The 26,690-nt window shown below is 64.3% G+C and carries 25 protein-coding genes; 15 read left to right on the plus strand and 10 right to left on the minus strand.

Annotated features, from left to right (window positions below; genetic code table 11):
• The first annotated feature begins 74 nt into the window (after positions 1–74).
• From ygfZ to ACN8M7_RS17525, 3 genes are all read left to right on the plus strand, one after another.
• Positions 75–1,016 (plus strand): CAF17-like 4Fe-4S cluster assembly/insertion protein YgfZ, encoded by a 942-nt coding sequence (gene ygfZ, locus ACN8M7_RS17515; protein WP_490261608.1) that lies wholly within the window; start codon positions 75–77, stop codon positions 1,014–1,016.
• Positions 1,017–1,062: 46 nt separating this feature from the next.
• Positions 1,063–1,899, plus strand: a complete 837-nt coding sequence (locus tag ACN8M7_RS17520; protein WP_061243117.1) for an HDOD domain-containing protein — start codon at positions 1,063–1,065, stop codon at positions 1,897–1,899.
• Between the two features lie 139 nt (positions 1,900–2,038).
• Complete coding sequence (locus tag ACN8M7_RS17525; RefSeq protein ID WP_061243115.1) at positions 2,039–2,794, plus strand: substrate-binding periplasmic protein; 756 nt, start codon at positions 2,039–2,041, stop codon at positions 2,792–2,794.
• On the opposite strand, the gene ACN8M7_RS17530 is transcribed toward ACN8M7_RS17525, so the two are convergent.
• The gene (locus ACN8M7_RS17530; RefSeq protein WP_490261609.1) at positions 2,777–4,174 is read right to left on the minus strand and encodes a sensor histidine kinase; all 1,398 of its coding nucleotides are present in this window, start codon (positions 4,172–4,174) and stop codon (positions 2,777–2,779) included. The genes ACN8M7_RS17525 and ACN8M7_RS17530 overlap by 18 nt on opposite strands.
• Complete coding sequence (locus ACN8M7_RS17535) at positions 4,171–4,842, minus strand: response regulator (RefSeq protein ID WP_490261610.1); 672 nt, start codon at positions 4,840–4,842, stop codon at positions 4,171–4,173. Before ACN8M7_RS17535 ends, ACN8M7_RS17530 begins: the two co-directional genes overlap by 4 nt.
• 267 nt (positions 4,843–5,109) lie before the next feature.
• On the opposite strand from ACN8M7_RS17535, the gene ACN8M7_RS17540 reads away from it, so the two are divergent.
• The 9 genes from ACN8M7_RS17540 (at position 5,110) to ACN8M7_RS17580 (ending at position 15,328) form a co-directional block, all read left to right on the plus strand.
• Positions 5,110–6,375, plus strand: coding sequence for an OprD family porin (locus ACN8M7_RS17540; protein ID WP_061243303.1), 1,266 nt, complete (start codon positions 5,110–5,112; stop codon positions 6,373–6,375).
• Between the two features lie 32 nt (positions 6,376–6,407).
• Entirely contained in the window at positions 6,408–7,388 is a 981-nt protein-coding gene (locus tag ACN8M7_RS17545; protein ID WP_061243110.1) for a Bug family tripartite tricarboxylate transporter substrate binding protein, read from the plus strand.
• 90 nt (positions 7,389–7,478) lie between these two features.
• The gene (locus tag ACN8M7_RS17550; protein ID WP_061243107.1) at positions 7,479–7,922 is read left to right on the plus strand and encodes a tripartite tricarboxylate transporter TctB family protein; all 444 of its coding nucleotides are present in this window, start codon (positions 7,479–7,481) and stop codon (positions 7,920–7,922) included.
• A 1-nt stretch (position 7,923) separates the two neighbouring features.
• The gene (locus tag ACN8M7_RS17555) at positions 7,924–9,444 is read left to right on the plus strand and encodes a tripartite tricarboxylate transporter permease (RefSeq protein ID WP_061243104.1); all 1,521 of its coding nucleotides are present in this window, start codon (positions 7,924–7,926) and stop codon (positions 9,442–9,444) included.
• Positions 9,428–10,450, plus strand: a complete 1,023-nt coding sequence (locus ACN8M7_RS17560; RefSeq protein WP_490261611.1) for an AbrB family transcriptional regulator — start codon at positions 9,428–9,430, stop codon at positions 10,448–10,450. The genes ACN8M7_RS17555 and ACN8M7_RS17560 overlap by 17 nt, the downstream gene beginning before the upstream one ends.
• Positions 10,451–10,554: 104 nt before the next feature.
• Complete coding sequence (locus tag ACN8M7_RS17565) at positions 10,555–11,490, plus strand: LysR family transcriptional regulator (RefSeq protein WP_490261612.1); 936 nt, start codon at positions 10,555–10,557, stop codon at positions 11,488–11,490.
• Between the two features lie 132 nt (positions 11,491–11,622).
• Positions 11,623–13,077, plus strand: coding sequence for an FAD-dependent tricarballylate dehydrogenase TcuA (gene tcuA, locus ACN8M7_RS17570; protein WP_490261613.1), 1,455 nt, complete (start codon positions 11,623–11,625; stop codon positions 13,075–13,077).
• A gap of 4 nt (positions 13,078–13,081) precedes the next feature.
• Entirely contained in the window at positions 13,082–14,248 is a 1,167-nt protein-coding gene (gene tcuB, locus ACN8M7_RS17575; RefSeq protein WP_490261737.1) for a tricarballylate utilization 4Fe-4S protein TcuB, read from the plus strand.
• A 105-nt stretch (positions 14,249–14,353) separates the two neighbouring features.
• Positions 14,354–15,328, plus strand: coding sequence for a Bug family tripartite tricarboxylate transporter substrate binding protein (locus ACN8M7_RS17580; protein WP_061243091.1), 975 nt, complete (start codon positions 14,354–14,356; stop codon positions 15,326–15,328).
• Between the two features lie 69 nt (positions 15,329–15,397).
• Here ACN8M7_RS17580 and ACN8M7_RS17585 read toward each other — a convergent pair whose 3' ends face one another.
• Complete coding sequence (locus tag ACN8M7_RS17585; RefSeq protein WP_490261614.1) at positions 15,398–16,279, minus strand: RluA family pseudouridine synthase; 882 nt, start codon at positions 16,277–16,279, stop codon at positions 15,398–15,400.
• 126 nt (positions 16,280–16,405) lie between these two features.
• Here ACN8M7_RS17585 and ACN8M7_RS17590 point away from each other — a divergent pair, with 126 nt between their 5' ends.
• The 3 genes from ACN8M7_RS17590 (at position 16,406) to ACN8M7_RS17600 (ending at position 20,101) form a co-directional block, all read left to right on the plus strand.
• Positions 16,406–17,077: a COG3650 family protein gene (locus tag ACN8M7_RS17590; RefSeq protein WP_490261615.1), complete on the plus strand. Its 672-nt coding sequence runs from the start codon at positions 16,406–16,408 to the stop codon at positions 17,075–17,077.
• Positions 17,078–17,192: 115 nt separating this feature from the next.
• The gene (locus tag ACN8M7_RS17595) at positions 17,193–18,392 is read left to right on the plus strand and encodes an MFS transporter (RefSeq protein WP_490261616.1); all 1,200 of its coding nucleotides are present in this window, start codon (positions 17,193–17,195) and stop codon (positions 18,390–18,392) included.
• 95 nt (positions 18,393–18,487) lie between these two features.
• Positions 18,488–20,101, plus strand: a complete 1,614-nt coding sequence (locus tag ACN8M7_RS17600) for an NAD(P)/FAD-dependent oxidoreductase (protein WP_490261617.1) — start codon at positions 18,488–18,490, stop codon at positions 20,099–20,101.
• A gap of 97 nt (positions 20,102–20,198) precedes the next feature.
• Here ACN8M7_RS17600 and ACN8M7_RS17605 read toward each other — a convergent pair whose 3' ends face one another.
• The 7 genes from ACN8M7_RS17605 to ACN8M7_RS17635 form a co-directional block, all read right to left on the minus strand.
• The gene (locus tag ACN8M7_RS17605; RefSeq protein WP_490261618.1) at positions 20,199–20,708 is read right to left on the minus strand and encodes a GNAT family N-acetyltransferase; all 510 of its coding nucleotides are present in this window, start codon (positions 20,706–20,708) and stop codon (positions 20,199–20,201) included.
• A 109-nt stretch (positions 20,709–20,817) separates the two neighbouring features.
• Positions 20,818–21,156, minus strand: a complete 339-nt coding sequence (locus tag ACN8M7_RS17610; protein WP_061243297.1) for a Na+/H+ antiporter subunit G — start codon at positions 21,154–21,156, stop codon at positions 20,818–20,820.
• A gap of 12 nt (positions 21,157–21,168) precedes the next feature.
• Complete coding sequence (locus ACN8M7_RS17615) at positions 21,169–21,438, minus strand: K+/H+ antiporter subunit F (protein ID WP_061243076.1); 270 nt, start codon at positions 21,436–21,438, stop codon at positions 21,169–21,171.
• On the minus strand, positions 21,423–21,920 hold the full coding sequence (locus ACN8M7_RS17620; protein ID WP_490261619.1) for a Na+/H+ antiporter subunit E: 498 nt from the start codon (positions 21,918–21,920) through the stop codon (positions 21,423–21,425). Before ACN8M7_RS17620 ends, ACN8M7_RS17615 begins: the two co-directional genes overlap by 16 nt.
• Positions 21,917–23,428, minus strand: coding sequence for a monovalent cation/H+ antiporter subunit D (locus tag ACN8M7_RS17625; protein WP_061243070.1), 1,512 nt, complete (start codon positions 23,426–23,428; stop codon positions 21,917–21,919). Before ACN8M7_RS17625 ends, ACN8M7_RS17620 begins: the two co-directional genes overlap by 4 nt.
• Positions 23,425–23,754: a Na+/H+ antiporter subunit C gene (locus tag ACN8M7_RS17630; protein ID WP_061243067.1), complete on the minus strand. Its 330-nt coding sequence runs from the start codon at positions 23,752–23,754 to the stop codon at positions 23,425–23,427. Before ACN8M7_RS17630 ends, ACN8M7_RS17625 begins: the two co-directional genes overlap by 4 nt.
• 1 nt (position 23,755) lies before the next feature.
• Positions 23,756–26,548 carry a monovalent cation/H+ antiporter subunit A gene (locus tag ACN8M7_RS17635; RefSeq protein WP_490261620.1) on the minus strand — a complete coding sequence of 931 codons (2,793 nt, stop codon included), beginning with the start codon at positions 26,546–26,548 and terminating at the stop codon, positions 23,756–23,758.
• Positions 26,549–26,690 lie beyond the last annotated feature (142 nt).

Raw genomic sequence — 26,690 nt, forward strand, 5'->3', positions numbered from 1 at the left:
ATTGCGCTGACAAGCCCCTGCCACGCCCACTATGATGACGCCCCTGTCCTTTATTCAGTGACTCGATTTGCACCATGGCCGATAGCGCTTACTTCACCCGCCTCGATCACGAAGGCCTGCTCGCAGTACGCGGCGCGGACGCAGCCAAGTTCCTGCAGGGCCAAGTGACCTGCAACCTCAACTACCTGAATGCCAGCCAGTCCAGCCTTGGCGCCCGCTGCACGCCCAAGGGCCGCATGCTGTCGAGCTTTCGCATCGTCCCGCAGGAAGATGGCTACCTGCTGGCCATGGCACGCGAACTGATCGAGCCGCAGCAAGCCGACTTGCAGAAATACGCGGTGTTCTCCAAATCCAAGCTCAGCGACGAGAGTAGCGCCTGGGTGCGCTTCGGCCTGGCAGGTGGCGATGCCGTACTGAGCGAACTTGGCCTGCAGCTGAGCGATGCCAGTGATTCTCTGGCCAGCACCGGCACGCTGCTGGCGGTACGCCTGAGCGACGGCCGTGCCGAGCTGTGGGCGCCAGCAGCCGACGCCGAGCGGCTGCATAGCCGCCTGGCCGCACAACTGCCGCAGGCACCACTGAACGACTGGCTGCTGGCTCAGGTTCGCGCCGGCGTGGGCCAGGTGTTCGGCGCCACCCGTGAGCTGTTCATCCCGCAGATGATCAACCTGCAAGCCCTGGGCGGCGTGAGTTTCAAGAAAGGCTGCTACACCGGCCAGGAAATCATCGCGCGCATGCAGTACCTGGGCAAACTCAAGCGTCGCCTGCAGCGCCTGCGCCTGGTCGCTGCCGAGCTACCGGCCGTCGGCGTCGAATTGTTCTCCCCGGTGCATGGCTCCAGCGTTGGAGAAGTGGTGCTGGCCGCCCAAACCGGCGATGCCGTCGAGCTGCTCGCGGTACTGCAAGAGGATGCGCAACACGATGGTCGCATCCATCTCGGCAGCAGCGACGGCCCGACACTGACCCTGCTCGACCTGCCTTATCAGCTGGATGCCGACCAGGAAATCCAGCGCTGACTAAACTTCCCTGGCGCCGCATCGGATCGCCTAAGAGAGCCATTTCATGAGCAAGCTTGCCGAAAAAGTCCAACAGGAACTGATCCACGCCATCGAGAACGATGAACTGGTGCTGCCCACCCTGCCCGAGGTGGCGCTGAAGGTTCGTGAGGCCGCGGAAGATCCGGACGTGGGCATCCCGCAGATCAGCAAGGTGATCGGCAACGATGCCGCCCTGACCGCGCGCATCATCAAGGTGGTCAACAGCCCCCTGCTGCGCAGCAACAAGGAAATCACCGACCTGCAGATGGCCGTCAGCCGTCTAGGCATCAACTACACCTGCAACCTGGCCACCGGCCTGGCCATGGAGCAGATGTTCCAGGCTACCAGCGACGTGGTCGACCGCAAGATGCGCGAGGTGTGGAACAAGAGCACCGAGATCGCCGGTATCTGCCACGTGCTGTGCCGTCACTACACTCGCCTGATGCCCGACCAGGCGACCCTCGCCGGCCTGGTGCACCAGATCGGCGTACTGCCGATCCTCACCTACGCCGAAGAGCACAATGAGCTGCTGGCCGACTCCATCAGCCTCAACCACGTGATCGAGCAGATCCATCCGATCATCGGCGACAAGATCCTGCGCACCTGGGAATTTCCCGAGCCCATCGCCATCGTGCCGAGCCAGTACCTGGACTTCACGCGCGACTCGGCCAAGGTCGATTACGTCGATATCGTCCAGGTCGCCACGCTGCAGAGCTACCTGGGTAGCGAGCACCCCTACACCCAGCTGGACTGGAGCAAGGTGCCGGCGTTCGCCAAGCTCGGCCTGGACCCACAGGTCGACATGCAGGCCGACGAAGACCTTTCCGCCGCCATGGAAGCGGCCATGAGCATGCTGCAGTAAAAGCGCCTCGCCACGGATGGCAAAAAATTGTCGGGAACACTTCTTGACGTCGCGGCGCGACGGCCCGAAGGGTGATCTGCAGGGATGCAGGTCACAAAATGCCTCTACACTCGAGTCATTCGCTCGACGACGTAGCGTCATGCGTCATGCATTTCTCCTGCTCGCCCTGTTGTTCGGCAGCGCCCAGGCCGCCGAACAGGTACGCCTGACCAACGGCGAGTGGCCACCCTACCTCGGTGAAACCCTGCCCCACCATGGCGTGGCCTCGCGCATCGTGGTCGAGGCGTTTGCGCTGCAGGGAATAGACGTGCAATGGGAATTTCACCCCTGGGCACGCTCACTGAAGATGGCCGAGCAAGGCCAGCGCGACGGCAGCGCCGTCTGGCTGGCCAACCCCGAGCGCGAGCAACGCTTTCATATCAGCGAGCCGGTAGTCGAAAGCGGTTACTACCTGTTTCACCGCAAGGCTGATGCCTTTGACTGGAACACTGTCGAGGATCTGCGTGACCTGCGCATCGCCGGTACGCGTGGTTATGACTACGGCGAGGCGTTCCAACGCGCCGAAGCCGCCGGCGAACTCAAGGTAACGCGCCTCAATGGCGACGAGCAGGGCTTACGCCAACTGCTGGCCGGGCGTATCGACCTGTTTCCCGTGGACAAGGTGGTGGGCTTCGACCTGCTCTATCAGAAATTCAGCGCCGCCGAGCGCCAGCGCCTGAGTTTTCACCGCACGCCCCTGCGCAGCGACAGCCTGCACCTGCTGCTGTCGCGCCAGGTAGCCGGCAATGCCGAACTGATGCAGCGTTTCAATCGCGGCCTGCGCCAGCTGCGCGAAAGCGGCAAGCTGTCCCAGTACCTGCTGGAAATTCAGCAGCCGCTAAGCCTCAACCACTGAAGGCGGAAACTCGACACGCACCCGCAGACCATGCGGCTGCACCTGATGCAGGCTGACCCGAGCCTGATGAGCACGACAGATCTCGCCAACGATGGCCAGGCCCAGGCCCGCACCACTGCCCAGGTTGCTGCGCCGGTAGAAACGCTCGAAGACTTTCTCGTGCTCGGCCTCAGGAATCCCCGGCCCATCGTCCTCGACCTCCAGCAACGCCGGAGCCAGGACGCGGATAACCAGATTGCCGCCGGCCGGCGTGTGCGCCAACGCGTTGTCCAGCAGGTTATTCAGCAGTTCGTTGAGTAGCGTCGGCTCGCCGTCGATCCAGACCGGCTGATCAGCCTCCAGCGCCAGTGCGACACCACGGGCATGGGCCAGAGGGGCCATGGCCAGACCCAGCTCACGCGCCAGCAAGCTGAGATCGATACGCTGCGCGCCGCCCTCGGTGATAGCTCGCGCACCGCTCTCGATACGCGCCAGGGACAGCAATTGGTTAGCCAGCGACGTCAGCCGATCGCCCTGCTGCGCCACCTGCTCCAAGGTGCTGCGCCACTCCTCGGGCTGTTCGGCGCGCAAGCCCAGAGCGATACGAGCCTTGAGCGCTGCCAGCGGCGTACGCAACTCATGCGCCGCATCGGCGATGAACTGCGACTGGCGCTCGAACAACCCCTGCAAACGCTCGTTGAACTGGTTCAGCGTTGCCACCAGCGGCAGCACCTCACGGGGCAGATCGCCGTCCGGCAGCGGCTGCAGATCGTCGCTGGCCCGCTCGGCCACCTCCCGGCGCAATGCCTCCAGCGGCCGCAAGGCCAGGTTCACGGCCAGCCACACCAGCAGCAGCGCGCTGACCGACAGCAGGCCCATGCGCCACAGGGTGCCGATCAACAGTTCACGGGCCATCCGCTCGCGCGCGCCCTGCGTTTCCGCCACGCGGATTTCGGCAATACCGTTGAGCTGTGGATCACTGACTGGCTGCAGAAAGCTGACCACGCGTATGCCCTGATTGCGGTACTCGGCATCGTAGAAGTGCGCCAGCGCCGGATAATCATCGGTGCGCGGCGTGGCCGGCGGCGGTGGCGGCAGATCCTCGTATCCGGAAACCTGATTGCCCTGCGGATCGAGCACCTGGTAGTAGATGCGCCCGGCACTGTCGTACGCGAAGGTATCCAGTGCCACGTAGGGAACATTGGCGCGCAGCCGGCCGTCCTCGGCGTATAGACCGTCGGCGACCGCCCGCGCCGACGCCAGCAGCGTACGGTCATAGGCGGTGTCGGCTGCGCGACGCGCACTCCAGTAGGCGCTGATACTGCTCAGCAGCAGGATCAGCGACAGCAGCAGGGCCAGGCGTCGCAGCAAACGCCCGCGCAAGCTGACGCCACGACTCATGCCTCGACGGCTTCCAGCAGGTAGCCCAAACCGCGAAACGTGACGATGCGTACTGCATTGCCCTCGAGTTTCTTGCGCAAGCGATGGATGTAGATCTCGATGGCATCCGGACTGGCATCCTCGTCCAGACCGAATACCTGCGCCGCCAGTTGCTCCTTGCTCATCACCCTGCCCGGCCTGGCGATCATCGCCTCCAGCACGGCCTGCTCGCGCGCGGTCAGGCTGAGCGCTTCACCCTTGAGACTGAAGCGGCGCGCGCCAAGGTCGTAGACCAGATCGCCACAGCGCTGCAGTTGCTCGCCCCCGAGCACGCTGCGCCGCAACAGCGCCTTGACCCGCGCCTCAAGCTCGGTCAACTCGAAGGGCTTGGCCAGATAGTCATCGGCGCCGAGGTTGAGGCCATGCACGCGATCCTTGACCTCGCCGCGCGCAGTCAACATCAGCACAGGCAGAGTCTGGCCACGGCCACGCAGACGTGACAGCACCGCGAAACCGTCCAGACGCGGCAGACCGATATCGAGGATTGCCAAGGCGTACTCTTCGCTGCAAAGCGCAAGGTCAGCGGCAACGCCGTCGTGCAGAACGTCCACGGTCCAACCGGCGCCTTTCAGCGCCTGGGCCACGCTTTCCGCCAATTGCGGATGGTCTTCGACCAGCAGAATCCGCACCACTACCTCCAACTGCAGCATCGTCAAAGGCGCGCAGTGTAGCGCCCCGGCAGCCGCTGTGAATTGCCCAATTGCCAAAGCAGCGAATTCACACGGCCTCGCCCGCCTCGTCATAACGCCGCGAATAGCGCCGTGAAATTCTTTCGCCCATGAAAGCCTAGTGAAAGCTTGCGCTCATAGCATCATTGCAAGGTGGCTCGATCCACCTGCTCAAGCGACTTGGCAGTGGTGCCAAGTGGCGACAAGAACAAAAACGGAGACCACATGATGCTCGCAGCCTCACGCCAGGCCCTGCCGCCTGTCCGCCTGCTCTGCCTGGCAATCGCCGCTATCGGCGCTGCCCCTCTTGCCAACGCCGCCTTCATCGAAGACAGCACAGCCAGCCTGACTGCCACCAATATCTACCTGAATCGCGACTTCCGTCAGTTCGACGGTCAGAACAAGCGCGAAGAATGGGGCCAGGGTTTTCGCCTCGATCTGCAGTCCGGCTTCACCGAAGGAACCGTCGGCTTCGGCCTGGACGCCATGGGCCTGCTCGGCCTCAAGCTCGACTCCGGCCGCGGCCGCACTGGCACCGACCTGCTGCCCGTGCATGACGACGGTCGCTCCGCCGACGAATTCGGCCGCGTAGGTCTGACGGCCAAGGTCAAGGTCTCCGCCACCGAGTTCCGCTATGGCTCGCATGTTCCCGAGCTGCCGGTGGTCAAGGCCAGCGACAGTCGCCTGCTGCCGCAAGTCTTCGAAGGGGGGCTGCTGACCTCCTCCGAGCTGGAAGGTCTGACCTTCACTGGCGGTCGTCTGGACAAGGTCATCGACCGCGCCTCGACCGACGAAGAAGACTTGGTGCTCAACAGCAAGAACCGCCGCTTTGCCGGTGGCATCCAGGCTGACCACCTCGATCTGGCCGGTGTCGACTACAAGTTCGCTCCCGGTCTCACCGGCCGTTACTACTTCGCCGACCTTGACGACATCTATCGCCAGCACTTCCTCGGCCTGCTCACCAGCCACAAGATCGGCCCCGGTACCCTGAGCAGCGACCTGCGCCTGATCTACAGCCGCGACAGCGGTGCTGCCAAGGCCGGCAAGGTCGACAACCGCGCCATCAACGGTATGGTCAGCTACGGCCTGGGCGCGCACAAGTTCGGCCTGGGGTTCCAGGACATGAGCGGCGACACCGGCTTTGCCTACATCGATGGCAGCGACCCGTTCCTGGCCAACTTCGTGCAAATCAATGACTTCGCCAACGCCGACGAGCGCTCCTGGCAGGCCCGCTATGATTACAACTTCGCCAGCATCGGTGTTCCCGGGCTGACCTTCATGACCCGCTACATTCGCGGTGACGATGCTCGCGTCGCCGGTTCCGATGACCGTGGCGGCGAATGGGAACGTGACATCGAGTTCAAGTACGTCGTGCAGAACGGCCCGCTCAAGGACCTTTACGTACGTGTGCGCAACGCCAGCTTCCGCTCCGACTTCGCCCGCGACGCGGACGAGAACCGTGTAATCGTCGGCTACACCCTGCCGATTTGGTAAACAACAACAAGACTCACGAGGAATCACTGATCATGAAATCCGTACTGACTCGCGCCGCATTGGCGACCGCCTGCCTGGCCTTCGCCAGCCAATTGATGGCTGCCGAACCCAAGCGCCCCGAATGCATCGCCCCGGCCAAACCCGGTGGTGGTTTCGACCTGACCTGCAAGCTGGCCCAGAGTGGTCTCAAGGATGAAGGCCTGCTCAAGGCGCCGATGCGCGTCACCTACATGCCCGGTGGCGTTGGCGCCGTGGCCTACAACGCCGTGGTCGCCCAGCGCGCCAAGGATCCGGGCACCATCACCGCCTTCTCCAGCGGCTCGCTGCTGAACCTGGCCCAGGGCAAATTCGGTCGCTATGACGAGAACGCAGTGCGCTGGCTGGCTGCGGTCGGTACCGACTACGGCGCGATCACCGTGCGCGCAGACTCTCCGTACAAAAACCTCGACGACCTGGTTCAGGCGCTGAAAAAAGATCCGTCCAGCATCGTCTTCGGCGCTGGCGCCACCATCGGTGGCCAGGACTGGATGCAGACCGCGCTGATCGCTCGCCTGGCCGGTATCGACCCGAAAAACCTGCGTTATGTCGCCTTCGAAGGCGGCGGCGAAACCCTCACTGCCATGCTCGGCGGCCATGTCCAGGTCACCAGCAGTGGCCTGGGCGAAGTCACCCCGCAGCTGGAAGCGAAGAAAGTGCGCATCCTCGCCGTGCTGTCCGACGAGCGTCTGCCGGGCAAGCTGGCCGACATCCCCACTGCCAAGGAGCAGGGCTACGACATCAGCTGGCCGGTCATCCGTGGCTTCTACATGGGCCCGGAAGTCAGCGACGAGCAGTTCAACTGGTGGAAACAGCAGTTCGACACCCTGCTGGCCAGCGAAGAGTTCGCCAAGCTGCGTGAACAGCGTGACCTGCTGCCACTGTCGGTTACGGGTGATGAGCTCGATGCCCTGGTTCACAAGCAGGTTGCTGAGTACAAGGCCCTGGCCGGTGAATTCGGCCTGATGCAGGAATAACTGCATCGACAGGTTCGGCGTCGCCCAACGCCGAACCTGTAGTTGAGCGCCTCGCCGCTCGATCCTGTCCCAACGCAAGAGACCACTGTTATGTACGTTCGCCTGTTCGCTGCGATCTGGTTGCTGCTGTGCGCCTGTCTCGCAGTCATCGCCTGGGGCTTCCAGGCCCCCTTCGCCTACGACCCTGTCGGCCCCAGGGCCTACCCGCTGCTGCTGCTGGCACTGATGGCTGCCGGTTCCGCCTGGCTGGTGTTCAAGCCGGGTCCGCAGACTGAGGCGCTCAGCCGCCAAGCGCTGCAGCGTGCAGGCTTGTGCATCCTCACCCTGCTGGCTTACGCCTTTCTCTTCGAGCCCCTGGGCTTCGTCCTGAGCACCGCGCTGGCCACCTTCGTCCTCGGTCTGCTGTTCACGGGTCGTGTGCTGCCGTGCCTGATTAGCGGCGTCCTGATGGGCGTACTGCTGTATGCATTGTTTGATTATGCGCTAGACGTTCCGCTGCCACTGGGCGTGTTCGAAGCGTTGGTGGAGAGCTGAGATGGATACATTACATTTTCTGATGCAGGGTTTTGACGTCGCCACCCGGCCGACCAACCTGCTGGTTGCATTATTCGGTGCCTTCGTTGGCACCATCGTCGGTCTGCTGCCGGGCCTGGGCCCGATCAACGGCGTTGCCCTGCTGCTGCCATTGGCCTTCGCCCTTGGCCTGCCGCCGGAAACCGCACTGATTCTGCTCGCCGCGGTGTATCTGGGTTGCGAGTACGGTGGCCGTATTTCCGCCATCCTGCTCAACGTGCCTGGCGATGCTGCTGCGGTGATGACCACCCTCGACGGCTACCCGCTGGCACGTCAGGGCAAGGCGGGTATCGCCCTGTCGCTGTCGGCCGTGAGCTCCTTCACCGGCAGTATCATTGCCACCTGCGGCGTGGTGCTGTTCGCGCCAATCCTGGCGAAATGGGCAGTGGCCTTCGGTCCGGCCGAATACTTCGTGCTGATGATCTTCGCCATCGCCTGCCTGGGCGGCATGGTCGGCGACAAGCCGGTCAAGACCCTGCTCTCGGCACTGATCGGCCTGGCCCTGGCCACGGTCGGCGTGGACTCGACCACCGGCGTGTATCGCTTCACCTTCGACAGCGTCAGCCTGTCCGATGGCATCCAGTTCGTCATCGTGGTGATCGGTTTCTTCAGCGTCAGCGAAATCCTCCTGATGCTGGAAAACACCCACAACGGCCAGAAAGCCGTGAAGGCGAGCGGCCGTGTGCTGTTCAACTTCAAGGAATACTGCTTCACCTTCTGGACCATGATCCGCAGCTCGGTCGCCGGCTTCGTCATCGGCGTCCTGCCGGGTGCCGGCGCAACCATCGCCAGCGCCATGACCTACATGACCGAAAAACGCCTGGCAGGTGACAGCGGCAAGTTCGGCGAGGGCGACCTGCGCGGCCTGGCCGCTCCCGAGTCGGCCAACAACGCCTCGGCCTGTGGCTCGCTGATCCCGATGCTGACCCTTGGTGTACCCGGTTCGGGCACCACGGCAGTGATGATCGGTGCACTGACCCTGTACAACATCACGCCCGGCCCGCTGCTGTTCGAACAGCAGCCCGACGTGGTCTGGGGCCTGATCGCCTCGCTGTTCATCGGCAACGTCATCCTGCTGGTGATGAACATCCCGCTGGTCGGCCTGTTCTCGCGCATGCTCAGCGTGCCGAACTGGGTGCTGGTACCTGCCATCACCGTGATCAGCATGGTCGGTGTCTATGCAGTGCACAGCACCACCTTCGACCTGGTCCTGATGATCGCCCTGGGTGTGTTCGGCTATATCTTGCGCAAGCTGGACTTCCCGCTTTCGGCAGTGATCCTCGGCTTCGTACTGGGTGAAATGATGGAGGACAACCTGCGTCGCGCCCTGTCGATCTCCGCCGGTGACCTGAGCATCCTGTGGGGCAGCCCGATCACCCTGGTACTGTGGGCACTTGTCGTACTGATGCTGGCCCTGCCGGGCATCCGCTGGATGCGTCGACGCAAGCAGATCAAGGCACAGGCTGATGCCCCTGCCGCGTGATCTATGGGTAACGCCGCTGGCCGGTGCGGTCGGCGGTTACCTGGCCAGCCTCGCCGGCTGGCCTTTGCCGTGGATGGTCGGCTCCTTGCTGGCAGTGATCCTCGTGCGCTGCCTGACCAACCGCGCCTTCAGTGAACTGCCGGGCGGGCGCAAGGCCGGCCAGTGGCTGGTTGCAACCGGGATCGGCCTGCACTTCACCAGCGAGGTGCTGGAACAGGTCATCAGCCATTTCCCGGTCATCGTCATGGGTGCCATCGGCACCACCCTGCTCAGCCTGATCGGTATTGCCATCCTGCGCCGCAGCGGTGTCGACCGCGCCACGGCCTTCTTCGCCAGCATGCCCGGCGGTGCCAGCGAGATGGTCAACCTGGCGCTGCGCCACGATGCCCAACCAGCCCGTGTGGCTGCCGCGCACAGCCTGCGTCTACTGCTGGTGGTGCTGCTGATCCCGGCCATCTTCACCTGGAGCCTGCCGGACGTTCCCGCTCCGGCGCGCGCGCCAGTGGACTTGGCCTGGCTCGCAGGCCTGCTGACTGCCGGCGCCTTGCTGGCCCTGCTCTGGGGACGGCTGAAACAGCCCAATCCCTGGATGCTCGGCCCGCTGGTCGCCAGCGCGGTGGCCAGCGCCAGTTTCGATCTGCACCTGGGCCTGCCGGCAGGCCTGGGCCAGTTCGGCCAGTGGCTGATCGGCTGCGCTCTGGGCTGCCATTTCGACCGGGCCTTCTTCCGCAGTGCGCCGGGCTTTCTCGCCCGCGTCCTGGCCTTCACCCTGCTGGCCATGCTTACCGCTGCCCTGCTGGGCGAGGTACTCGGCTGGCTGGCCGGCGAAGATCACCTGTCACTGATGCTCGGCATGATGCCCGGCGGCATCACCGAACTGTGCCTGACTGCTGAGGCACTTCAGCTTTCGGTGGCGCTGGTCACGGCACTGCAGGTGCTCAGACTGTTCCTGGTGATGTTTCTCGCCGAACCCTTATTCAAGCTCTGGTGCAAGAACCACGCTTAGCCCGCCTTGTGCGGGCTTTTTTTTGCCCCTGACAAGCATTCGACTCTTTCCTTCCCGGACCAGGCCACTATCCTCGGCACTCCCCCAGCGAGGACGGACAGGCGATGGAGCTCAGACAACTGCGTTACTTTCTCAAGGTGGTCGAACACGGCAGCCTGGGCCGTGCGGCTCTGGAGCTGAACGTCGGCACCTCGGCACTGAGCCAGCAGATCAGCAAGCTGGAAAACGAACTCAGCACCCGGCTGCTGACACGCAGCAGCATCGGTGTTTCGCCCACCCCCGCCGGCATCGCCTTCCAGCATCATGCCCAGCTCACCCTGCGCCAGGCGGAAAACGCCGCCCAGGCCGCGCAGCGAGAGCGCATGAGTGGTTACGTGAGTCTGGGCTTCGCGCCCAGCACCTCTTCGGTTCTGGCCTTGCCGCTGATCGCGGTGATGCGCCAGCGCTACCCGAACATCCAGCTGCATATGGTGGAAATGCTCTCTGGCTACCTGAGCAGCCAGTTGCAGGCACGCCAGCTGGATCTGGCCATCCTCTTTCACAGCGACCCGGGCAGGCGCTGCCGTGTCAGGCCGCTGCTTGACGAGAAGCTGTTCTTGATCTCGCCCAGCGGCCTGCCGGGTGTGCCCAGCGGCGACAGCGTCACGCTCGCCGAGCTGACGCAGGTGCCACTGGTGCTGCCGAGCGACCAGCACGGCTTGCGCAGCACCATCAACAATGCCTTCACCCACTCGCGCTGCGAACCCAGCGTGGTGATGAATGTCGACGGCCTGGCGCTGCTGATGGAGACGGTCAAGGCCGGTTACGCCGCCACCATCCAGCCAGGCGCCGTGGCCGCCAGAGCCGGCGAACAGGGCCTGCACGTGGTGCAGATCGCCGATGCCCATGCCGGCCGGCGCAATCTGCTGGTGTCCCTGCCCGACGATGAACTGTCCCCGGCAGCGCTGGCCGCACGCGTGGCGATTCTGGAGACCACTCGCGAGTTGGTCGCCAACGGCCGCTGGCCAGGCGCTCATCTGCTGGACGAACACGACGCCTGAGCTCGCCGCGGTGTTTAGAAATACTGAACACCCCCCGGCGTTCCTGGCCTTTCGGGCCCCATAGCCGCCTCTTAAAGTCCCCAGCCACAGAGGGGCTTTCACGTAGTGCTCCTCTGCAAACGAGGAGACGAGATGATCGATGTTCTGGTGATAGGTGGTGGCAACGCCGCCTTGTGCGCGGCGCTGATGGCGCGTGAAGCGGGGGCCAGCGTCATGCTGCTCGAAGGCGCTCCGCGCCAGTGGCGCGGCGGCAACTCGCAGCACACCCGCAACCTGCGCTGTATGCACGACGCCCCGCAGGACGTGCTGGTCGAGTCCTACCCCGAAGAAGAATTCTGGCAAGACCTGCTCAAGGTCACCGGCGGGCAGACCGACGAGCACCTGGCGCGCCTGGTCATCCGCGCTTCGTCCAACTGCCGAGACTGGATGCGCAGCCATGGCGTGCACTTCCAGCCGCCGCTGTCCGGAGCCCTGCACGTGGCGCGCACCAACGCCTTTTTCATGGGCGGCGGCAAGGCGCTGGTCAACGCCTACTACCGCAGCGCCGAACGCCTCGGCGTACAGATTCGCTACGACGCACCGGTCGATGACATCGAACTCGACGGCGACCGCTTCGTCGCGGCGCACATCCCCGCGCGGCAGATCGATGGCAAGCAACATCCGGCCGAGCGCATCGAAGCGCGCACCTGCGTGCTGGCCGCGGGCGGTTTCGAGTCCAACCGGCAGTGGCTGCGCGAAGCCTGGGGCGTCAACGAACGCGGCGAATACCCGGCGGACAACTTCCTGATCCGTGGCACCCGTTTCAACAACGGCGTGCTTTTGCGTCGCCTGATCGATGCCGGCGCCGAGACCATCGGCGATCCGACCCAGGCGCACATGGTCGCCATCGACGCTCGCGCCCCGCTCTACGACGGTGGTATCTGCACCCGTATCGACTGCGTATCGCTGGGCGTGGTGGTCAACTGCGAGGGCGAGCGCTTCTACGACGAGGGCGAGGATTTTTGGCCCAAGCGCTACGCCATCTGGGGCCGGCTGGTGGCCCAGCAGCCGCGCCAGGTCGGCTTCTCGATCATCGACCAGAAGGCCATCGGCCGCTTCATGCCGCCGGTATTCCCCGGCACCACCGCCAACAGCCTGGAGGAACTCGCCAGCAAACTCGGCCTGCCGGTCGAGGCCTTCGTCAAAACCCTAGAGGCCTACAACCAGGCCTGCGTGGGCAATGACTTCGATCACACCCGTCTCGACGGCTGCCACACCGAAGGCGTGACGCCGGCCAAGACCCACTGGGCGCGCCCCATCGACACCCCACCCTTCTATGGCTACCCGCTCAAGCCGGGGGTGACCTTCACCTACCTCGGCCTGAAGACCGACGACAGCGCCGCCGTGCGCTTTGCCGGCAAGCCCAGCGCGAACCTGTTCGTGGCCGGCGAAATGATGGCAGGCAACGTGCTCGGCAAGGGCTACACGGCGGGCGTCGGCATGTCCATCGGCACCGCCTTCGGCCGCATCGCCGGTACTCAGGCCGCTGCGGCAGCCGGTCATGGCCCCACTACAACAAGCGCTGGAGAGTCCCGTGCAATCGCCTGAAGTCATACAAGTCGCCGCTGCCAGCCAGAGCGCGGCGCAGCAAGACCTGATTCCTCTGCTCAACGTCCACGAAGCTGAAGTCGACCGGCAGATGCATATCTGCAACGCCTGCCGTTACTGCGAAGGGTTCTGCGCGGTATTCCCGGCCATGACCCGGCGCCTGGATTTCGCCAAGGCCGACATCCATTACCTGGCCAACCTCTGCCACAACTGCGGCGCCTGCCTGCATGCCTGCCAGTACGCCTCGCCGCACGAGTTCGCCGTGAACGTGCCGCAGGCGATGGCCAAGGTGCGCCTCAACACCTACGTCGAATACGCCTGGCCCGGCAAGCTGGGCACGCTCTACCAACGCAACGGCCTGACCCTGTCGCTGGCCCTGGCCGCTTCGCTGGCGCTGTTCCTGCTGCTCACGCTGCTGGTCAAGGGCACGCTGTTTCCCGGGCCACTGGCCGGTAACTTCTACGCGATCTTCCCGCACAACACCCTGGCCCTGATGTTCGGCGGCGCCTTTGGCTTCGCCATCCTCGCCCTGGCCATCGGCGTCACCCGCTTCTGGCGGGCGATCAGCCCAGCCGATGCACAAGCGCTGGCCAGTGGTGCGGCCATCGCCGAAGCCTCCGGCGCGGTGCTCAAGCTCAAGTACCTCGACGGCGGCCATGGCGAAGGCTGCAACAACGACAGCGATCGCTTCACCCTGTGGCGCCGGCGCTTTCACCACTTCACCTTCTACGGCTTCATGCTGTGCCTGGCCTCCACCAGTGTCGCCACGCTCTATCACTACCTGCTCGGCCTGCACGCGCCCTATCCGCTGCTGAGCGTGCCGGTCCTGCTCGGCACGCTGGGCGGCATCGGCCTTGTGGTCGGCCCTGCCGGGCTGCTGTGGCTCAATTATCGGCGTGACCCGGAGCATGGCGACCGCGCCCAGGCGCCGATGGACCGCGGCTTCATCCTGCTACTGCTGCTGATCAGCCTGACCGGCCTGGCTTTGCTGGCCTGGCGCGATAGCGGCGCGATGGCGGTGCTGCTGGCCATTCACCTCGGCACGGTGATGGCGTTCTTCCTCACCATGCCCTACGGCAAGTTCGCCCATGGCATCTTCCGCAGCGCGGCGCTGCTCAAGCATGCGATCGAGAAGCGTCAGCCGGACCACCTCAAGCTCGGCAGTGACTGAGCGGTTGCCCCATACAGGCGGGATGCACAGTGCAGCCCGCTCGTTGTCCCGACGCCGCCAGCGGTGTCTCAGCCTGAACCACAATAAAACTCCACAGGAGAACGCATGAACAATCGCCTCACCTACGCAGCGCTGCTGACCTCGGGTCTGCTTGCAGCCAGCATGGCGCTCGCCGAGCCCAAACGTCCGGAATGCATCGCCCCGGCCAAGCCCGGCGGTGGCTTCGATATCACCTGCAAGCTCGCGCAGAGCGGGCTGAAGGACGCCGGCCTGCTCAAGGCTCCGATGCGCGTCACCTACATGCCCGGCGGCATAGGTGCTGTGGCTTACAACGCCGTGGTTGCCTTACGCCCCAAAGCGGCAGGCGTCATCACCGCCTGGTCGAGTGGTTCGCTGTTGAATCTGGCGCAAGGCAAGTTCGGGCGCTACAGCGAAAATGACGTTCGCTGGCTGGCCGCCATCGGCACGGATTACGGTGCCGTTATCGTTCATCGTGACTCACCGCTGCAGACCTTCGATGACCTGATTGCACGACTCAAAGAAGCACCGTCAGACCTGGTGATCGGCGCTGGCGGCACCGTCGGTAGCCAGGACTGGATGCAGGCTGCGCTGATCGCACGCAGTGCCGGCATCGCACCTGACAAGCTCAGGTACGTGGCCTTCGAAGGAGGCGGCGAACCCATGACGGCCCTGTTCGGCGGCCACGTTCAGGCGATCGTCAGCGGCTTCGGCGAGGCGACTGCACAGCTCGATGCCGGCAATGTTCGTATTCTCGCCGTGCTGGCCGAAGAGCGACTGCCAGGAAAGATGGCCAACATTCCCACGGCCAAGGAACAAGGCTACGACGTTGTCTGGCCGATAGTCAGAGGCTTCTACATGGGCCCGCAAGTCAGTGACGAGGACTTCAAGTGGTGGCAGCAGCGTTTCGAAACGCTACTGGCCGATGACGGCTTCAATGCCAAGCGCGAACAGTTCGATTTGCTGCCGCTGTCGAAGACCGGCACAGAGCTGGAGCAGTTCGTCCATGAGCAGGTAGCCGAGTACCGAAAACTGGCCGATGAGTTCGGGCTGATTCAGTAGCCTGCGCTGCTCGAGCCTGGCCCGCCTCGCGCGGGCCTTTTCACGGCCCACTCCCCGCCTGCGCCATAGCTACCACTGCAAGTGCAGCTGACTGGCGAACTCGCGCGCTTGCCCACTGAGCGGATCGACGAAGCGCAGGCCGCGCGCCAGCAGCTTGAGCGGCTTGCTGTAGTCGTCCGGCAGGTTGCGCGACTCCAGCAACTGCGGATAGAAGTCGTCGCCGACGATTGGCGCGCCGAGCCCGGCCAGATGCACGCGCAGCTGATGTTTACGCCCGGTCACTGGCGACAAGCCGTAACGCCACAGTTCGCCGCGTCGTTCCAGCACCTCGATACGCGTTTCGCTGTTGGCCTCGCCCGCGACTTCCTGCATGCGAAAGAACGGCTCGCCCTCGACCATGCGCGAGCGATGCAGGTAGGGAAACTGCAGCTGCGGCAACGCCGGAGCGATGGCCTCGTAGCACTTTTCCACCGCACGCTGGCGAAACAGCGCCTGGTACTGGCCACGACTGCGCGGCTCGACCGAGAACAGCACCAGGCCGGCGGTGAGCCGGTCGATGCGGTGAATCGGCACCAGGTCGGGATTACCAGTGCGCTTGATCAGGCGCGCCAGCAGCGTCTGCTCGACGTACTCACCGGCCGGCATCACCGGCAGAAAATGCGGCTTGTCCGCAACCAGCAGGTGCTCGTCCTGCCACAGCACCTGCTCGGCGAAGGGAATCGGCGTCTCGTTTGGCACCTCGCGGAAATAGCGCACCTTGAGGCCGACCCGATAGGGATGCGTGGCATCGATGGGCGCGCCGGCCGCATCCAGCACCCGACCGCGCGCCATACGCTGCAGCCAGATGGCGCGGCCGATGGCAGGGAAGTGATCGCACAGGCAATCGAGTACCGTCGCCCAGTCGCCTTGGGGCAAATGAAGCGTGCTGGGGCGCATGATGGGGCTGGGCATTGCAGACGCTGCTCGATCGGATTGGGACGGGCGAATTAGGCCGCACTCGCAGGGCTCAGTCAAAGCAAACGGCTTGAGCCAAGGTCGCGCTGTGGCTATGGTGGCCGCTCGTATTTGGAGATACCGATGTCCATCACCCGCTCCCTGCTGACCAGCGTCGCCCTGCTCCCACTTCTGGCTGCCTGCCAGGTCTACACCGGCAAGCCGGAAGGCCCGCCGCCAGCGACACGCCTGCAAGGGCAAGTCCAGGCCGAAAATGGTCAGCTGGTTTTCACCCCGTGCCAGGAGCAGCGCCGCTTCGTGCTGGTAGACGGCGGCAACAGTTCAGTCGAACGAGAAATCATGCGCCTCGGCAGCGACGGCCACGCCAGCCTGTTCGCCGACCTGGCCGGGCGCCTGGGCGGCAGTCAGGCCAAAGGCAGCGACGGCCGTTTCGAGATCAGCCAGATCTATCGCCTGCAAGGCGAAGGGCATGGCTGCGAAGACCTCAACTTCAAGCGCCTTACCCTGCGCGCCGGCGGCAACGAGCCGTCCTGGCACCTGGAAGTCGGCAGCAAGGGCCTGGTACTCAATCGCCCCGAAAAGCCCCCGCTGGCCCTGCCCTACCTGGAAGAACAGCTGCCGGACGGCCGCCTCAGCTTCAGCAGCGAAGCCAACGGCCAGCGTCTTGACCTATGGGTCGCACCGCAGCGCTGCGTCGATGACATGAGTGGCACGGTCAACCACCTCACGGCCGAACTGCGCCTCGATGGCCAGGTGCTGCGTGGCTGCGCCTATTTCGGTGCCATGCGTAACTGAGCCTCGCCTTGCCGGTGCATCGCACCGGCAATTGCCAACACCGCGCACCATCCTCACGGCGAACCTGCGCGGTCCGGCCGCACGCTGCTGCCAGACGAAAACCAAGGATTGCACAATGCCCCATACCGCTTCAGCGGTTACTGACGACCCCGGCTCCAGCCCTGCTGCGTGGTGGGCCGTCATCTCTCTGGCCCTCGGCGCCTTCGGCCTGGTGACCGCCGAGTTTCTGCCGATCAGCCTGCTGACGCCGATGGCGAGCGAGTTGAACGCCTCCAATGGCGCTGTGGGTCAGGCCATCACGGCGACGGCCGTGGTCGCGGCATTCGCCGGGCCGCTGGTGGTGCTGTGTTCGGGCCGACTGGATCGACGAATGATCATCTGCGGCCTGATGATCGTTCTGCTGCTCTCCTGCGTGCTCTCGGCCTGGGCACCGAACATCTCGGTGCTGCTGATCGCACGTGGCCTGCTGGGTTTCTCCCTTGGCAGCTTCTGGGCAATGATGACCCCGCTGGCGCTGCGCCTGGTGCCGCCCGACAAGGTGCCGAAAGCCATCTCGATCATTCTCATGGGCATTTCCCTGGCCACGGTCTTCGCCGCACCGCTGGGCGCCTTTCTCGGTGAACTATGGGGATGGCGACCCACCTTTCTGGCCGCCTCCGGGATTGCCATCGTGGCACTGACCATCCAGATGCTGACGCTGCCCAAACTGCCGGCCAACGTAGCGCCGAACCTGGCCTCCTTCAAGGCGGCCCTGACCCGTCGGGCAGTGGCCATTGGCCTGACAGCCGGCCTTCTGATCATCTCCGGGCACTTCGCCGCACTGACGTTCATTCGCCCCTTCCTCGAAGAAGTGCCGCGCCTGGATGTCCCGACCGTTTCCCTTGCCCTGCTGGCCTTCGGTGTCAGTGGCTTTTTCGGCAACCTGGCCGGGGGCGCTGTCGCGGCGCGCAGCCCGGCCTGGGCGGTCAGCAGCTGCGCGTTCCTGATCAGCACGGTCGCGCTCGCACTGATCCTGTTCGGCAAGCAGGCCGACGTGGCGTTGCCGGCGATTGCGCTATGGGGCTTCGCTTTCGGCGCCTTCCCGGTTTCGATCTCGATCTGGAACGCTCGCGCCGCCACCGATCACGCCGAAAGTGCCGGCGCACTGCTGTCAATGACCTTCCAGGTGGCCATTGCGGCGGGCGCCATTCTCGGCGGCCTGCTCATCGACCGTTTCAGTACGCTGGCCGTGATCATCTATGCCGCAGTGGCGGCGGGCGCAGGTGCGGCGCTGATGCTCGTGCAGGGCCGCGCCATCGAACGCCGGCGAACCTGAGCCCGCCGGTTCGCCCACTCTAGCCAGCCAATCCCGTACAATCGTCGCCCTTCTCCACCTTGCCGGATCACCACCGGCCAACCAGGACACTGCCCATGCTTCGCCTGACCGAACTGAAACTGCCCCTCGACCACGCCGATGACGCACTGCGCCCGGCCATCGTCCAGCGTCTGGGCATCGATGACGCCGAGCTGATCGCCTTCAGCGTGTTCAAGCGCAGCTACGATGCGCGCAAGAAGTACGGCGACATGCCGTTCATCTACACCCTCGATTGCCAGGTGAAAGACGAAGCCGCGCTGCTCGCCCGCCTGGCGGACGACAGGCATGTCGGCCCGGCACCGGATATCGCCTACAAACCGGTCGGCAAGGCCGAAACACCGCTGGACGAACGCCCGATCGTCGTCGGTTTCGGCCCCTGCGGCATCTTCGCCGCGCTGATCCTGGCCCAGGCCGGCCTGCGCCCGATCGTGCTCGAGCGCGGCAAGGAAGTGCGCCAGCGCACCAAGGACACCTGGGGCCTGTGGCGCAAGAACGTGCTCGACCCGACCTCCAACGTGCAGTTCGGTGAAGGCGGCGCCGGCACCTTCTCCGACGGCAAGCTTTACAGCCAGATCAAGGATCCCAACCACCATGGACGCAAGGTGCTGGAAGAGTTCGTCAAGGCCGGCGCGCCGGACGAGATTCTCTACGTCAGCAAGCCGCATATCGGCACCTTCCGCCTGACCGGCGTGGTCGCCACCATGCGCGAGGAGATCAAGGCCCTGGGCGGCGAAGTGCGCTTCCAGCAGCGCGTCAGCGATCTGCTCATCGACGACGGCCAACTGACCGGTGTGGTGCTGGACAACGGCGAGCAACTGCTCAGCCGCCATGTCGTGCTGGCCCTCGGCCACAGCTCGCGTGACACCTTCCGCATGCTGTATGCCCGTGGCGTGTACCTGGAAGCCAAGCCGTTCTCGGTGGGCTTTCGTATCGAACACCCGCAGTCGCTGATCGACCGCGCACGCCTGGGCAAATACGCCGGCCACCCGAAACTCGGCGCTGCCGACTACAAGCTGGTGCACCACGCCAGCAACGGTCGCTCGGTCTACAGCTTCTGCATGTGCCCGGGCGGCACCGTGGTCGCCGCCACCTCCGAGCCGGAGCGTGTGGTAACCAACGGCATGAGCCAGTACTCGCGCAACGAGCGCAATGCCAACGCCGGCATCGTCGTCGGCATCACCCCCGAGCAGGACTATCCGGGCGGCCCGCTGGCCGGCGTGGAACTGCAGGAGCGCCTCGAATCGCACGCCTATGTGCTCGGCGGACGCAACTACGAGGCGCCCGGGCAACTGGTCGGCGACTTCATCAAGGGCACCCCATCCACCGCGCTGGGTGAAGTGCAGCCGTCCTACAAGCCGGGCGTGAAGCTGGGCGATCTGGCGCCCTCGCTGCCGGATTTCGCCATCGAGGCCATCCGCGAAGCCCTGCCGGCCTTCGGCAAGCAGATCAAGGGGTTCGACCTGGCCGATGCGGTGCTCACCGGCATCGAGACGCGCACCTCTTCGCCGGTGCGCATCACCCGTAGCGATGACATGCAGAGTTTGAATCTCAAGGGCCTGTACCCGGCCGGCGAAGGCGCGGGCTACGCCGGCGGCATTCTTTCAGCCGGGGTCGACGGTATTCGCGTGGCCGAGGCCGTGGCCAAGGACATGCTCGGGTTGAATCGCTAAGCAGGGTCGCCCGGCCGGACGTCAGCGACCTGGCCGGGCCTTCTGAAGCGAATCTGCATGACCGCCGGCAAAGCCGTGGCAGGCAGTCGCTGGATCATTACCTGGCCCGCAGGCAGCACAGCGTCGAACGCCCCGAACCATTGGCACGCCGGGCCGAGTCGGCATAAGTCAGCAGCTCGCTGAAACCGGCCTTGCGCATCATGCCTGCCGATGCGGCGTTCTCTTCATGGCGGTCGATATAGACATCGTGCACGCCCCGCCGCCAGAGGTCCTGCACCGCCTCCGTGAGCAGATGAGCGCCAACTCCGCGACCGGCGCAGTCGCGATGCACCACCGCTTCGCAGATGTAGCCATGCAACTGGCTGGCACTCGCGGCAGGTTGGTGAACGGCGAAATCCCGGGTCAGGCGATAACTGACGAACCCCAGAAGCCGCCCCTGCTCCTCGGCCAACACGGCCAGCGTCGCGTTGGTCGCAATACCCTGCAGGTGCTCGCGCACCTCGACTTCGGGCAGATGATTCCAGGGGTTGGGCCCATGCTCGAGAATCAGCGCGCAGAGCGCATCGATATCCTCGGCACAGGCCTGACGAATGCTCGGCTCGCTCATGCTCCTGACTCCCCTGACCCGATACGTCGCTTGATTCAAGGGCGCAGTCTAGGGTGAGCCAGCGCCCGGCGACAGTTACAGCCAGGCGCGAGAAATACCTGACAGTCGATCAGTGATCATCGTCCCACGGCTGGCCACGGGTCTGCTCGAACAGCTGCACCTTCTGCTGCATCGCGGCCTTGGACAGGATATGCGCGCTGACCGGCGCAGTGAGGAACAGGAACAGGGTGATCAGCAGTTCATGCAGGCTGAGGCTGCCGGTATGGTGGGCGAAGAACAGCATGGAGGCGATCAGCGTACCGCCGACCCCCAGTGTCGTGGCCTTGGTCGGGCCATGCAGCCGGGTGAAAAAGTCCGGCAGGCGATACAGGCCGATGGCACCGACCAGGGCGAACAGACTGCCCAGGATCAGGCAGGCGCAAATCAACAGTTCCAGCCAGAATGGCATGGTCATTCTCCCTTAATCGATGATGTCGCCGTGCAGCAGGTGCTTGCCTACCGCGACCGTACCAACGAAGCCCATCACCGCGATCAGCAGCGCTGCCTCGAAATACAGATCCGATGCCAGCCAGATGCCGAACAGTACGATCAGCGCCAATGCGTTGATGTACAGGGTATCCAGTGCCAGGACACGGTCGACCATGCTCGGGCCTTCGACCAGGCGCGCGACGTTGAGCAGCATCGCCAGCGTGACGATGCCCATGCACACAAAGACTACGTTCTCGAGCATTCGAAAATCTCCAGCAGCGGCGTTTCGTAACGGCTCTTGACCGTGGCGATCAGCTCATCGTGATCCGGCACGTCGAGCCCGTGCAGCAACAGGGTCTTGTGATCGGAGCTGAGCCCTGCGGACACCGTGCCAGGCGTCAGCGAAATGATGCAGGCCAGGGTCGACAGGATGAATTCGTTCTCGATCTCGACTGGCACCTCGACGAATGCAGGCTCGAGGCGCGACTTCGGCCCCAGCACCAGCCTGACCACCTGCAGGTTGGCCACCACGATGTCGTAGAACACCTTGCCGATGAACAGCAGCAGCCCCAGGGGTTTGCGCACCTTCGGCACCGTCAGCAGGAAATCGCCGCACAGGTGCACGATTGACCAGCCCAGGAACAGGCCGAGCAGAATGTGGCCAAGGCTCAGGGTATTGACCAGCAGCAGCCACAGCACCGCCAACAGCAGCATCATCCGCGGATGGGGAAACAAGCGCCTCATGCCGCACCTCCAGCGATGATCGACAGATAGGGTTGCAGATCGAGCAACTGCGCCGCGGCAGCCTCCAGGTACGCCAGTATCGGGGCGGCAGCGATCATCAGCAGCGGGCTGGCCAGCAACAGGCCCAGCGCCGCCAGGAGACTCACGCGATCAGCCGGCTGGGCGGTCGAGGTCTTGCCCTCCGTTTGCTGGCCCAGCCAGAACAGGCTGGTGCCGGCCCGGCTCAGCGCCACCAGCGTCAGCAGCCCGCCGATCAGTACCACCGGCCACAGGCTCCAGGCCTGCCAGCCCGGCTCTGCTGCACGCAGCAGCATCATCTTGCCGAGGAATCCAGAGAACGGCGGCAGCCCCGCCACGGAAATCGAGGCGAAGAAGAACATGCAGCCCAGCACCAGTGGCTGGCGCAGCGCGCGTTCCTGCTGCAGGTCGCCGCCGGCGCTGTCACGCTGGGCAACCACCAGGCCAGCCAGCAGAAACAGCGAAGCGCTGATCAACGTGCTGTGCAGCATGTAATACAGAGCGCCGCTCAGCGCCGCCGGGGTGCCCATGGCGAAGCCGGCCATCAGCGTGCCCACCGAAACCACCACCAGATACGCCAGCAACGACTGCAACTGACGCGCACCCAGCGCACCGAACACACCGAAGGCAATGGTCGGCAAGGCCAACCACCAGAGCAGCTCATGACCAAGATTGGCCAGTGGCCCGGCCTGCTCGCCGAACACCAGCGTGAACACTCGGACGATGGCGTAGAAACCCACCTTGGTCATGATCGCAAACAAGGCTGCGACCGAAGCCGGTGCAGCGGCATAGGCACGCGGCAGCCAGAAGCACAGCGGCAACACCGCGGCCTTGAGGCCGAAGACGATCAAAAGCAGATAAGCAGCGGCCTTGAGCAGCGGCGCATCGGCGACATTGGCGCTGGCCACGCGCGCAGCCAGGTCCGGCATGTTCAGGGTACCGGTCAGGCCATACAGCAGGCTGACGCCGATCAGGAAGAACGACGAGCCCAGCAGGTTGAGCACTACGTAATGCACGCCCGCCTTGACCTGATTGGCGCGGTTGCCATGCAGCAGCAGCGCGTAGGAGGAGATCAGCAGGATCTCGAAGAACACGAACAGGTTGAACAGGTCTGCGGTGAGGAATGCGCCGTTGATGCCGAGCAGCTGGAACTGGAACAGCCCATGGAAATTCGGCCCACGCTCGTCGTCGCCGCGACAGGCGTAGATCAGCGCAAAGCCGGCAAGCACCGAAGTCAGAAGCAGCAACGCGGCGTTGAAGCGGTCGAGTAGCAGCATGATGCCGAACGGCGCTGCCCAGTTGCCCAGGGCGTAGACCTGCAACTGCCCTGTCCCGGCCAGTTGCACCAGGTATATGCACACCGGCAGCAACGCCAGACAGCCGACCAGGGAGATACCGCGCTTGACCTGACGCGACCAGCCGTGGCCGACCAACAGCAGCGCGCCAAAGAACAGCGGCAGCAGAATGGGCAGGATGATGGCGTGACTCATGCGCGCGGCTCCTCGCCATCGACGTGATCGGTTTTCAGCTCACCCATGCCACGCAGCGCCAGCACCACCACGAACGCCGTCATGGCAAAGCCAATGACGATCGCGGTCAGCACCAGCGCCTGCGGCAGCGGATCACCGTACTCGGCGCTCTTGCCAATGACGGCCGGCACGCCCGTCCCGAGGCGGCCCATGGAGAAGATGAACAGGTTGACCGCATAGGAGATCAGGGTCAGCCCCATCACCACCGGGAAGATGCGCGCGCGCAGCACCAGGTAAACCCCGCTGGCGGTCAGCACCCCGAGGGTGATTGCGAATACAGCCTCCATATCAGATGACCTCCTTGCACGACTCGTCCTGACTGACATGGCCGATGTTGGAAAGAATCAACAGAGTGGCGCCGACCACGGCCAGGAACACCCCGAGATCGAAGAGGATGGCGGTAGCCAGTTCGATTTCACCGATCAACGGAATATGGAAATGACCGAAGGCCGACGTCAGGAACGGCGAACCGAAGGCCCAACTGCCCAGGCCGGTCAGCCCGGCGATCAGCACACCCCAACCGGCGGTGGCGTGATAGCTGAACCTGAGGCGCTCCTGAGTCCAGGCCACACCATGCGAGATGTACTGCAGAATCAGCGCCACCGAAGTGATCAGGCCGGCGATGAAGCCGCCACCCGGCAGGTTGTGGCCACGCAGGAAGATGAACGCGGAAATCAGCAGCGCCATCGGCAGCATGGCACGCGCCAGGTTGTCGAGGATCATCGGGTGCGCATCGGTGGACCACGGGCGACCGTTCTTGTCGTGGGTCGGATGCGGCAGATGCAAACCGTGCAGCAGCGCATAGATGCCGATGCCGGCGATCGCCAGCACGGTGATCTCGCCCAGGGTATCGAAACCGCGGAAGTCCACCAGGATCACGTTGACCACGTTGGTACCGCCGCCTCCGGAGACACTGTTCTCAAGGAAGAACGAAGAGATGCTCTCATAGGGACGCGTCAGCACCGCGTAGGTCAGCATCGACACCATGGTGCCGCTGCCCAGCGCCAGGACCATATCGCGCAGGCCGCGCAGGCTGCTCGACTCGGCCGGGGTGCGGTCGGTCATGAAATACAGCGTGAGCATCAGCAGGATGATGGTCACCACCTCTACCGAAAGCTGGGTCAGTGCCAGATCAGGAGCGGAGAAGCGGGCGAAGGCCAGCGCCACCATCAGACCGGCACCGCTGAGGATCATCAGCGCGACCAGGCGACGGCGATGGAAGACCACGGTAAGCACGGCCGTGACCATCAGAATCAGCATGCCGATAGTCGTCAGCGGATCGAGCGGCGTCATCTCCACGCTACCGGCCAGTTCCTCCAGCGGCGACAGCGCGATGACCACCAGGGTCAGTGCACTGCCCAGCATCCAGGCCAGGTAACGCTGCAGCGAACCACTCTCGAGCAGCGCGGTAATGCGCACCGACAGGCGCGTCATATAACCCACCACCTTGGCGAAGGCATCCTTCGCATCGAGGTTCGGCAAGCCTTCGTACCAGCGGAACAGGGGTTGGCGGCAGGCATAGACGATGATCCCGCCGAACAGGGCGATGACACTCATCAGCAGCGGCAGGTTGAGCCCGTGCCAAACTGCCAGGCTGTACTCGGGCAGCTCACCACCGAGGGTCGAGGAAGCGGCAGCAGCCAACAGCGGCGCCACCGTATAGGCCGGAACCACGCCCACCAGCAGACACAGGAATACCAGCACTTCGACCGGCACCTTCATGTAGCGCGGTGGTTCGTGCGGCGGGTACTTGGGCAGGTTGATCGGCTCGCCGTTGAAGAAGACGTCGTGGATGAAACGCAGCGAATAGGCCACCGAGAACACCCCGGCCAGGGTCGCAGCAGCAGGAATCACCCAGTTGAAACCGCCCAACAGATGCTGGTGCAGGGTTTCGGTGAAGAACATTTCCTTGCTCAGGAAGCCGTTGAGCAGGGGCACGCCAGCCATGGCCGAGGCCGCCACCATGGCCAGCACCGCGGTGTGCGGCATGTACTTCCACAGTCCGTTGATGCGCCGCATGTCGCGGCTGCCGGTTTCGTGGTCGATGATCCCTGCGGCCATGAACAGCGAAGCCTTGAAGGTCGCATGGTTGATGATGTGGAACACTGCCGCGACGGCGGCCAGCTGGGTATCCAGGCCGAACAGCAAGGTGATCAGGCCCAGGTGACTGATGGTCGAATAGGCCAGCAGGCCCTTGAGGTCATGCTGGAACAGCGCCATGCACGCCCCCACCAGCAGAGTGGCCAGGCCGGTCAGGCTGACCATGTAGAACCACCACTCGGAGCCAGCCAGCGCGGGGTACAGGCGCGCCAGCAGGAACACCCCGGCCTTGACCATGGTCGCCGAGTGCAGATAGGCCGACACCGGTGTCGGAGCCGCCATGGCGTGCGGCAGCCAGAAGTGGAACGGGAACTGCGCCGACTTGGTGAATACGCCAAGCAATACCAGCACCAGCGCCAGCGGATACAGCTCGTGCGCGCGGATCGCGTAGCCAGCCGCCAGGACCTGAGACAACTCGAAGCTGCCGGCGATGTGGCCGATCAGCAGGATGCCCGCGAGCAGCGCCAGACCGCCGCCACCGGTGATCGCCAGCGCCATGCGCGCACCCTGCCGGGCATCGGAGCGCGAACCCCAGAAGCCGATCAGCAGAAACGACGACAGGCTGGTGAGCTCCCAGAACATCAGCATCAGCAGCAGGTTTTCCGACAGCACCACACCGAGCATGGCGCCCATGAACAGCAGCAGGAAGGCGAAGAAACGCCCCATCGGCTCGGTCTTGGCCAGGTAATAACGGGCGTAGAGGATCACCAGCAAACCGATGCCGAGAATCAACAGGGCGAACAGGAAGCCCAGACCATCGAGACGCAGACTGAGATTCAGCCCCAGCTGGGGCAGCCATTCCAGCTTGACCCGCAGCACCTCACCGGCGAACACCGCCGATTGATAGTTGAACAGCAGCACCAGCGCCACGATGGGCGCGACCGCCGCCGCAGCGGCACAGGCCGAGCGTCCGAGCCGGTCGGCCAGCACCGGCAGAAACAACCCAAGAAATGGCAAGGCGACAATCAGCGCAAGCGCCATCGGAAAAACCCCTTATGCAGGTACGTCGAGCTTGCTGACCCAACGACGAGAATTGGAGTCGCAACTCCCTGACGGTGATATTCCATGCACCACAACGGAGCAGCTAAGTCGTTGTCAGCACAAGCATAACGGCCGATTATCC

This window comes from Pseudomonas spartinae, assembly GCF_965197125.1.
In the GTDB taxonomy this organism is placed as follows: domain Bacteria; phylum Pseudomonadota; class Gammaproteobacteria; order Pseudomonadales; family Pseudomonadaceae; genus Aquipseudomonas; species Aquipseudomonas composti_A.

Coding starts and splice junctions, on each gene's coding strand:
- ACN8M7_RS17545 (WP_061243110.1), top strand. CDS start 6,408: ATGAAATCCGTACTGACTCGCGCCGCATTGGCGACCGCCTGCCTGGCC.
- ACN8M7_RS17615 (WP_061243076.1), bottom strand. CDS start 21,438: ATGCTCGAGAACGTAGTCTTTGTGTGCATGGGCATCGTCACGCTGGCG.
- ACN8M7_RS17605 (WP_490261618.1), bottom strand. CDS start 20,708: ATGAGCGAGCCGAGCATTCGTCAGGCCTGTGCCGAGGATATCGATGCG.
- ACN8M7_RS17595 (WP_490261616.1), top strand. CDS start 17,193: ATGCCCCATACCGCTTCAGCGGTTACTGACGACCCCGGCTCCAGCCCT.
- ACN8M7_RS17530 (WP_490261609.1), bottom strand. CDS start 4,174: ATGAGTCGTGGCGTCAGCTTGCGCGGGCGTTTGCTGCGACGCCTGGCC.
- ACN8M7_RS17625 (WP_061243070.1), bottom strand. CDS start 23,428: ATGAGTCACGCCATCATCCTGCCCATTCTGCTGCCGCTGTTCTTTGGC.
- ygfZ (WP_490261608.1), top strand. CDS start 75: ATGGCCGATAGCGCTTACTTCACCCGCCTCGATCACGAAGGCCTGCTC.
- ACN8M7_RS17555 (WP_061243104.1), top strand. CDS start 7,924: ATGGATACATTACATTTTCTGATGCAGGGTTTTGACGTCGCCACCCGG.
- ACN8M7_RS17550 (WP_061243107.1), top strand. CDS start 7,479: ATGTACGTTCGCCTGTTCGCTGCGATCTGGTTGCTGCTGTGCGCCTGT.
- ACN8M7_RS17540 (WP_061243303.1), top strand. CDS start 5,110: ATGCTCGCAGCCTCACGCCAGGCCCTGCCGCCTGTCCGCCTGCTCTGC.
- ACN8M7_RS17600 (WP_490261617.1), top strand. CDS start 18,488: ATGCTTCGCCTGACCGAACTGAAACTGCCCCTCGACCACGCCGATGAC.
- ACN8M7_RS17565 (WP_490261612.1), top strand. CDS start 10,555: ATGGAGCTCAGACAACTGCGTTACTTTCTCAAGGTGGTCGAACACGGC.
- ACN8M7_RS17610 (WP_061243297.1), bottom strand. CDS start 21,156: ATGCCATTCTGGCTGGAACTGTTGATTTGCGCCTGCCTGATCCTGGGC.
- ACN8M7_RS17635 (WP_490261620.1), bottom strand. CDS start 26,548: ATGGCGCTTGCGCTGATTGTCGCCTTGCCATTTCTTGGGTTGTTTCTG.
- ACN8M7_RS17585 (WP_490261614.1), bottom strand. CDS start 16,279: ATGCCCAGCCCCATCATGCGCCCCAGCACGCTTCATTTGCCCCAAGGC.
- ACN8M7_RS17630 (WP_061243067.1), bottom strand. CDS start 23,754: ATGGAGGCTGTATTCGCAATCACCCTCGGGGTGCTGACCGCCAGCGGG.
- tcuA (WP_490261613.1), top strand. CDS start 11,623: ATGATCGATGTTCTGGTGATAGGTGGTGGCAACGCCGCCTTGTGCGCG.
- ACN8M7_RS17525 (WP_061243115.1), top strand. CDS start 2,039: ATGCGTCATGCATTTCTCCTGCTCGCCCTGTTGTTCGGCAGCGCCCAG.
- ACN8M7_RS17590 (WP_490261615.1), top strand. CDS start 16,406: ATGTCCATCACCCGCTCCCTGCTGACCAGCGTCGCCCTGCTCCCACTT.
- ACN8M7_RS17520 (WP_061243117.1), top strand. CDS start 1,063: ATGAGCAAGCTTGCCGAAAAAGTCCAACAGGAACTGATCCACGCCATC.
- ACN8M7_RS17620 (WP_490261619.1), bottom strand. CDS start 21,920: ATGAGGCGCTTGTTTCCCCATCCGCGGATGATGCTGCTGTTGGCGGTG.
- ACN8M7_RS17560 (WP_490261611.1), top strand. CDS start 9,428: ATGCCCCTGCCGCGTGATCTATGGGTAACGCCGCTGGCCGGTGCGGTC.
- ACN8M7_RS17580 (WP_061243091.1), top strand. CDS start 14,354: ATGAACAATCGCCTCACCTACGCAGCGCTGCTGACCTCGGGTCTGCTT.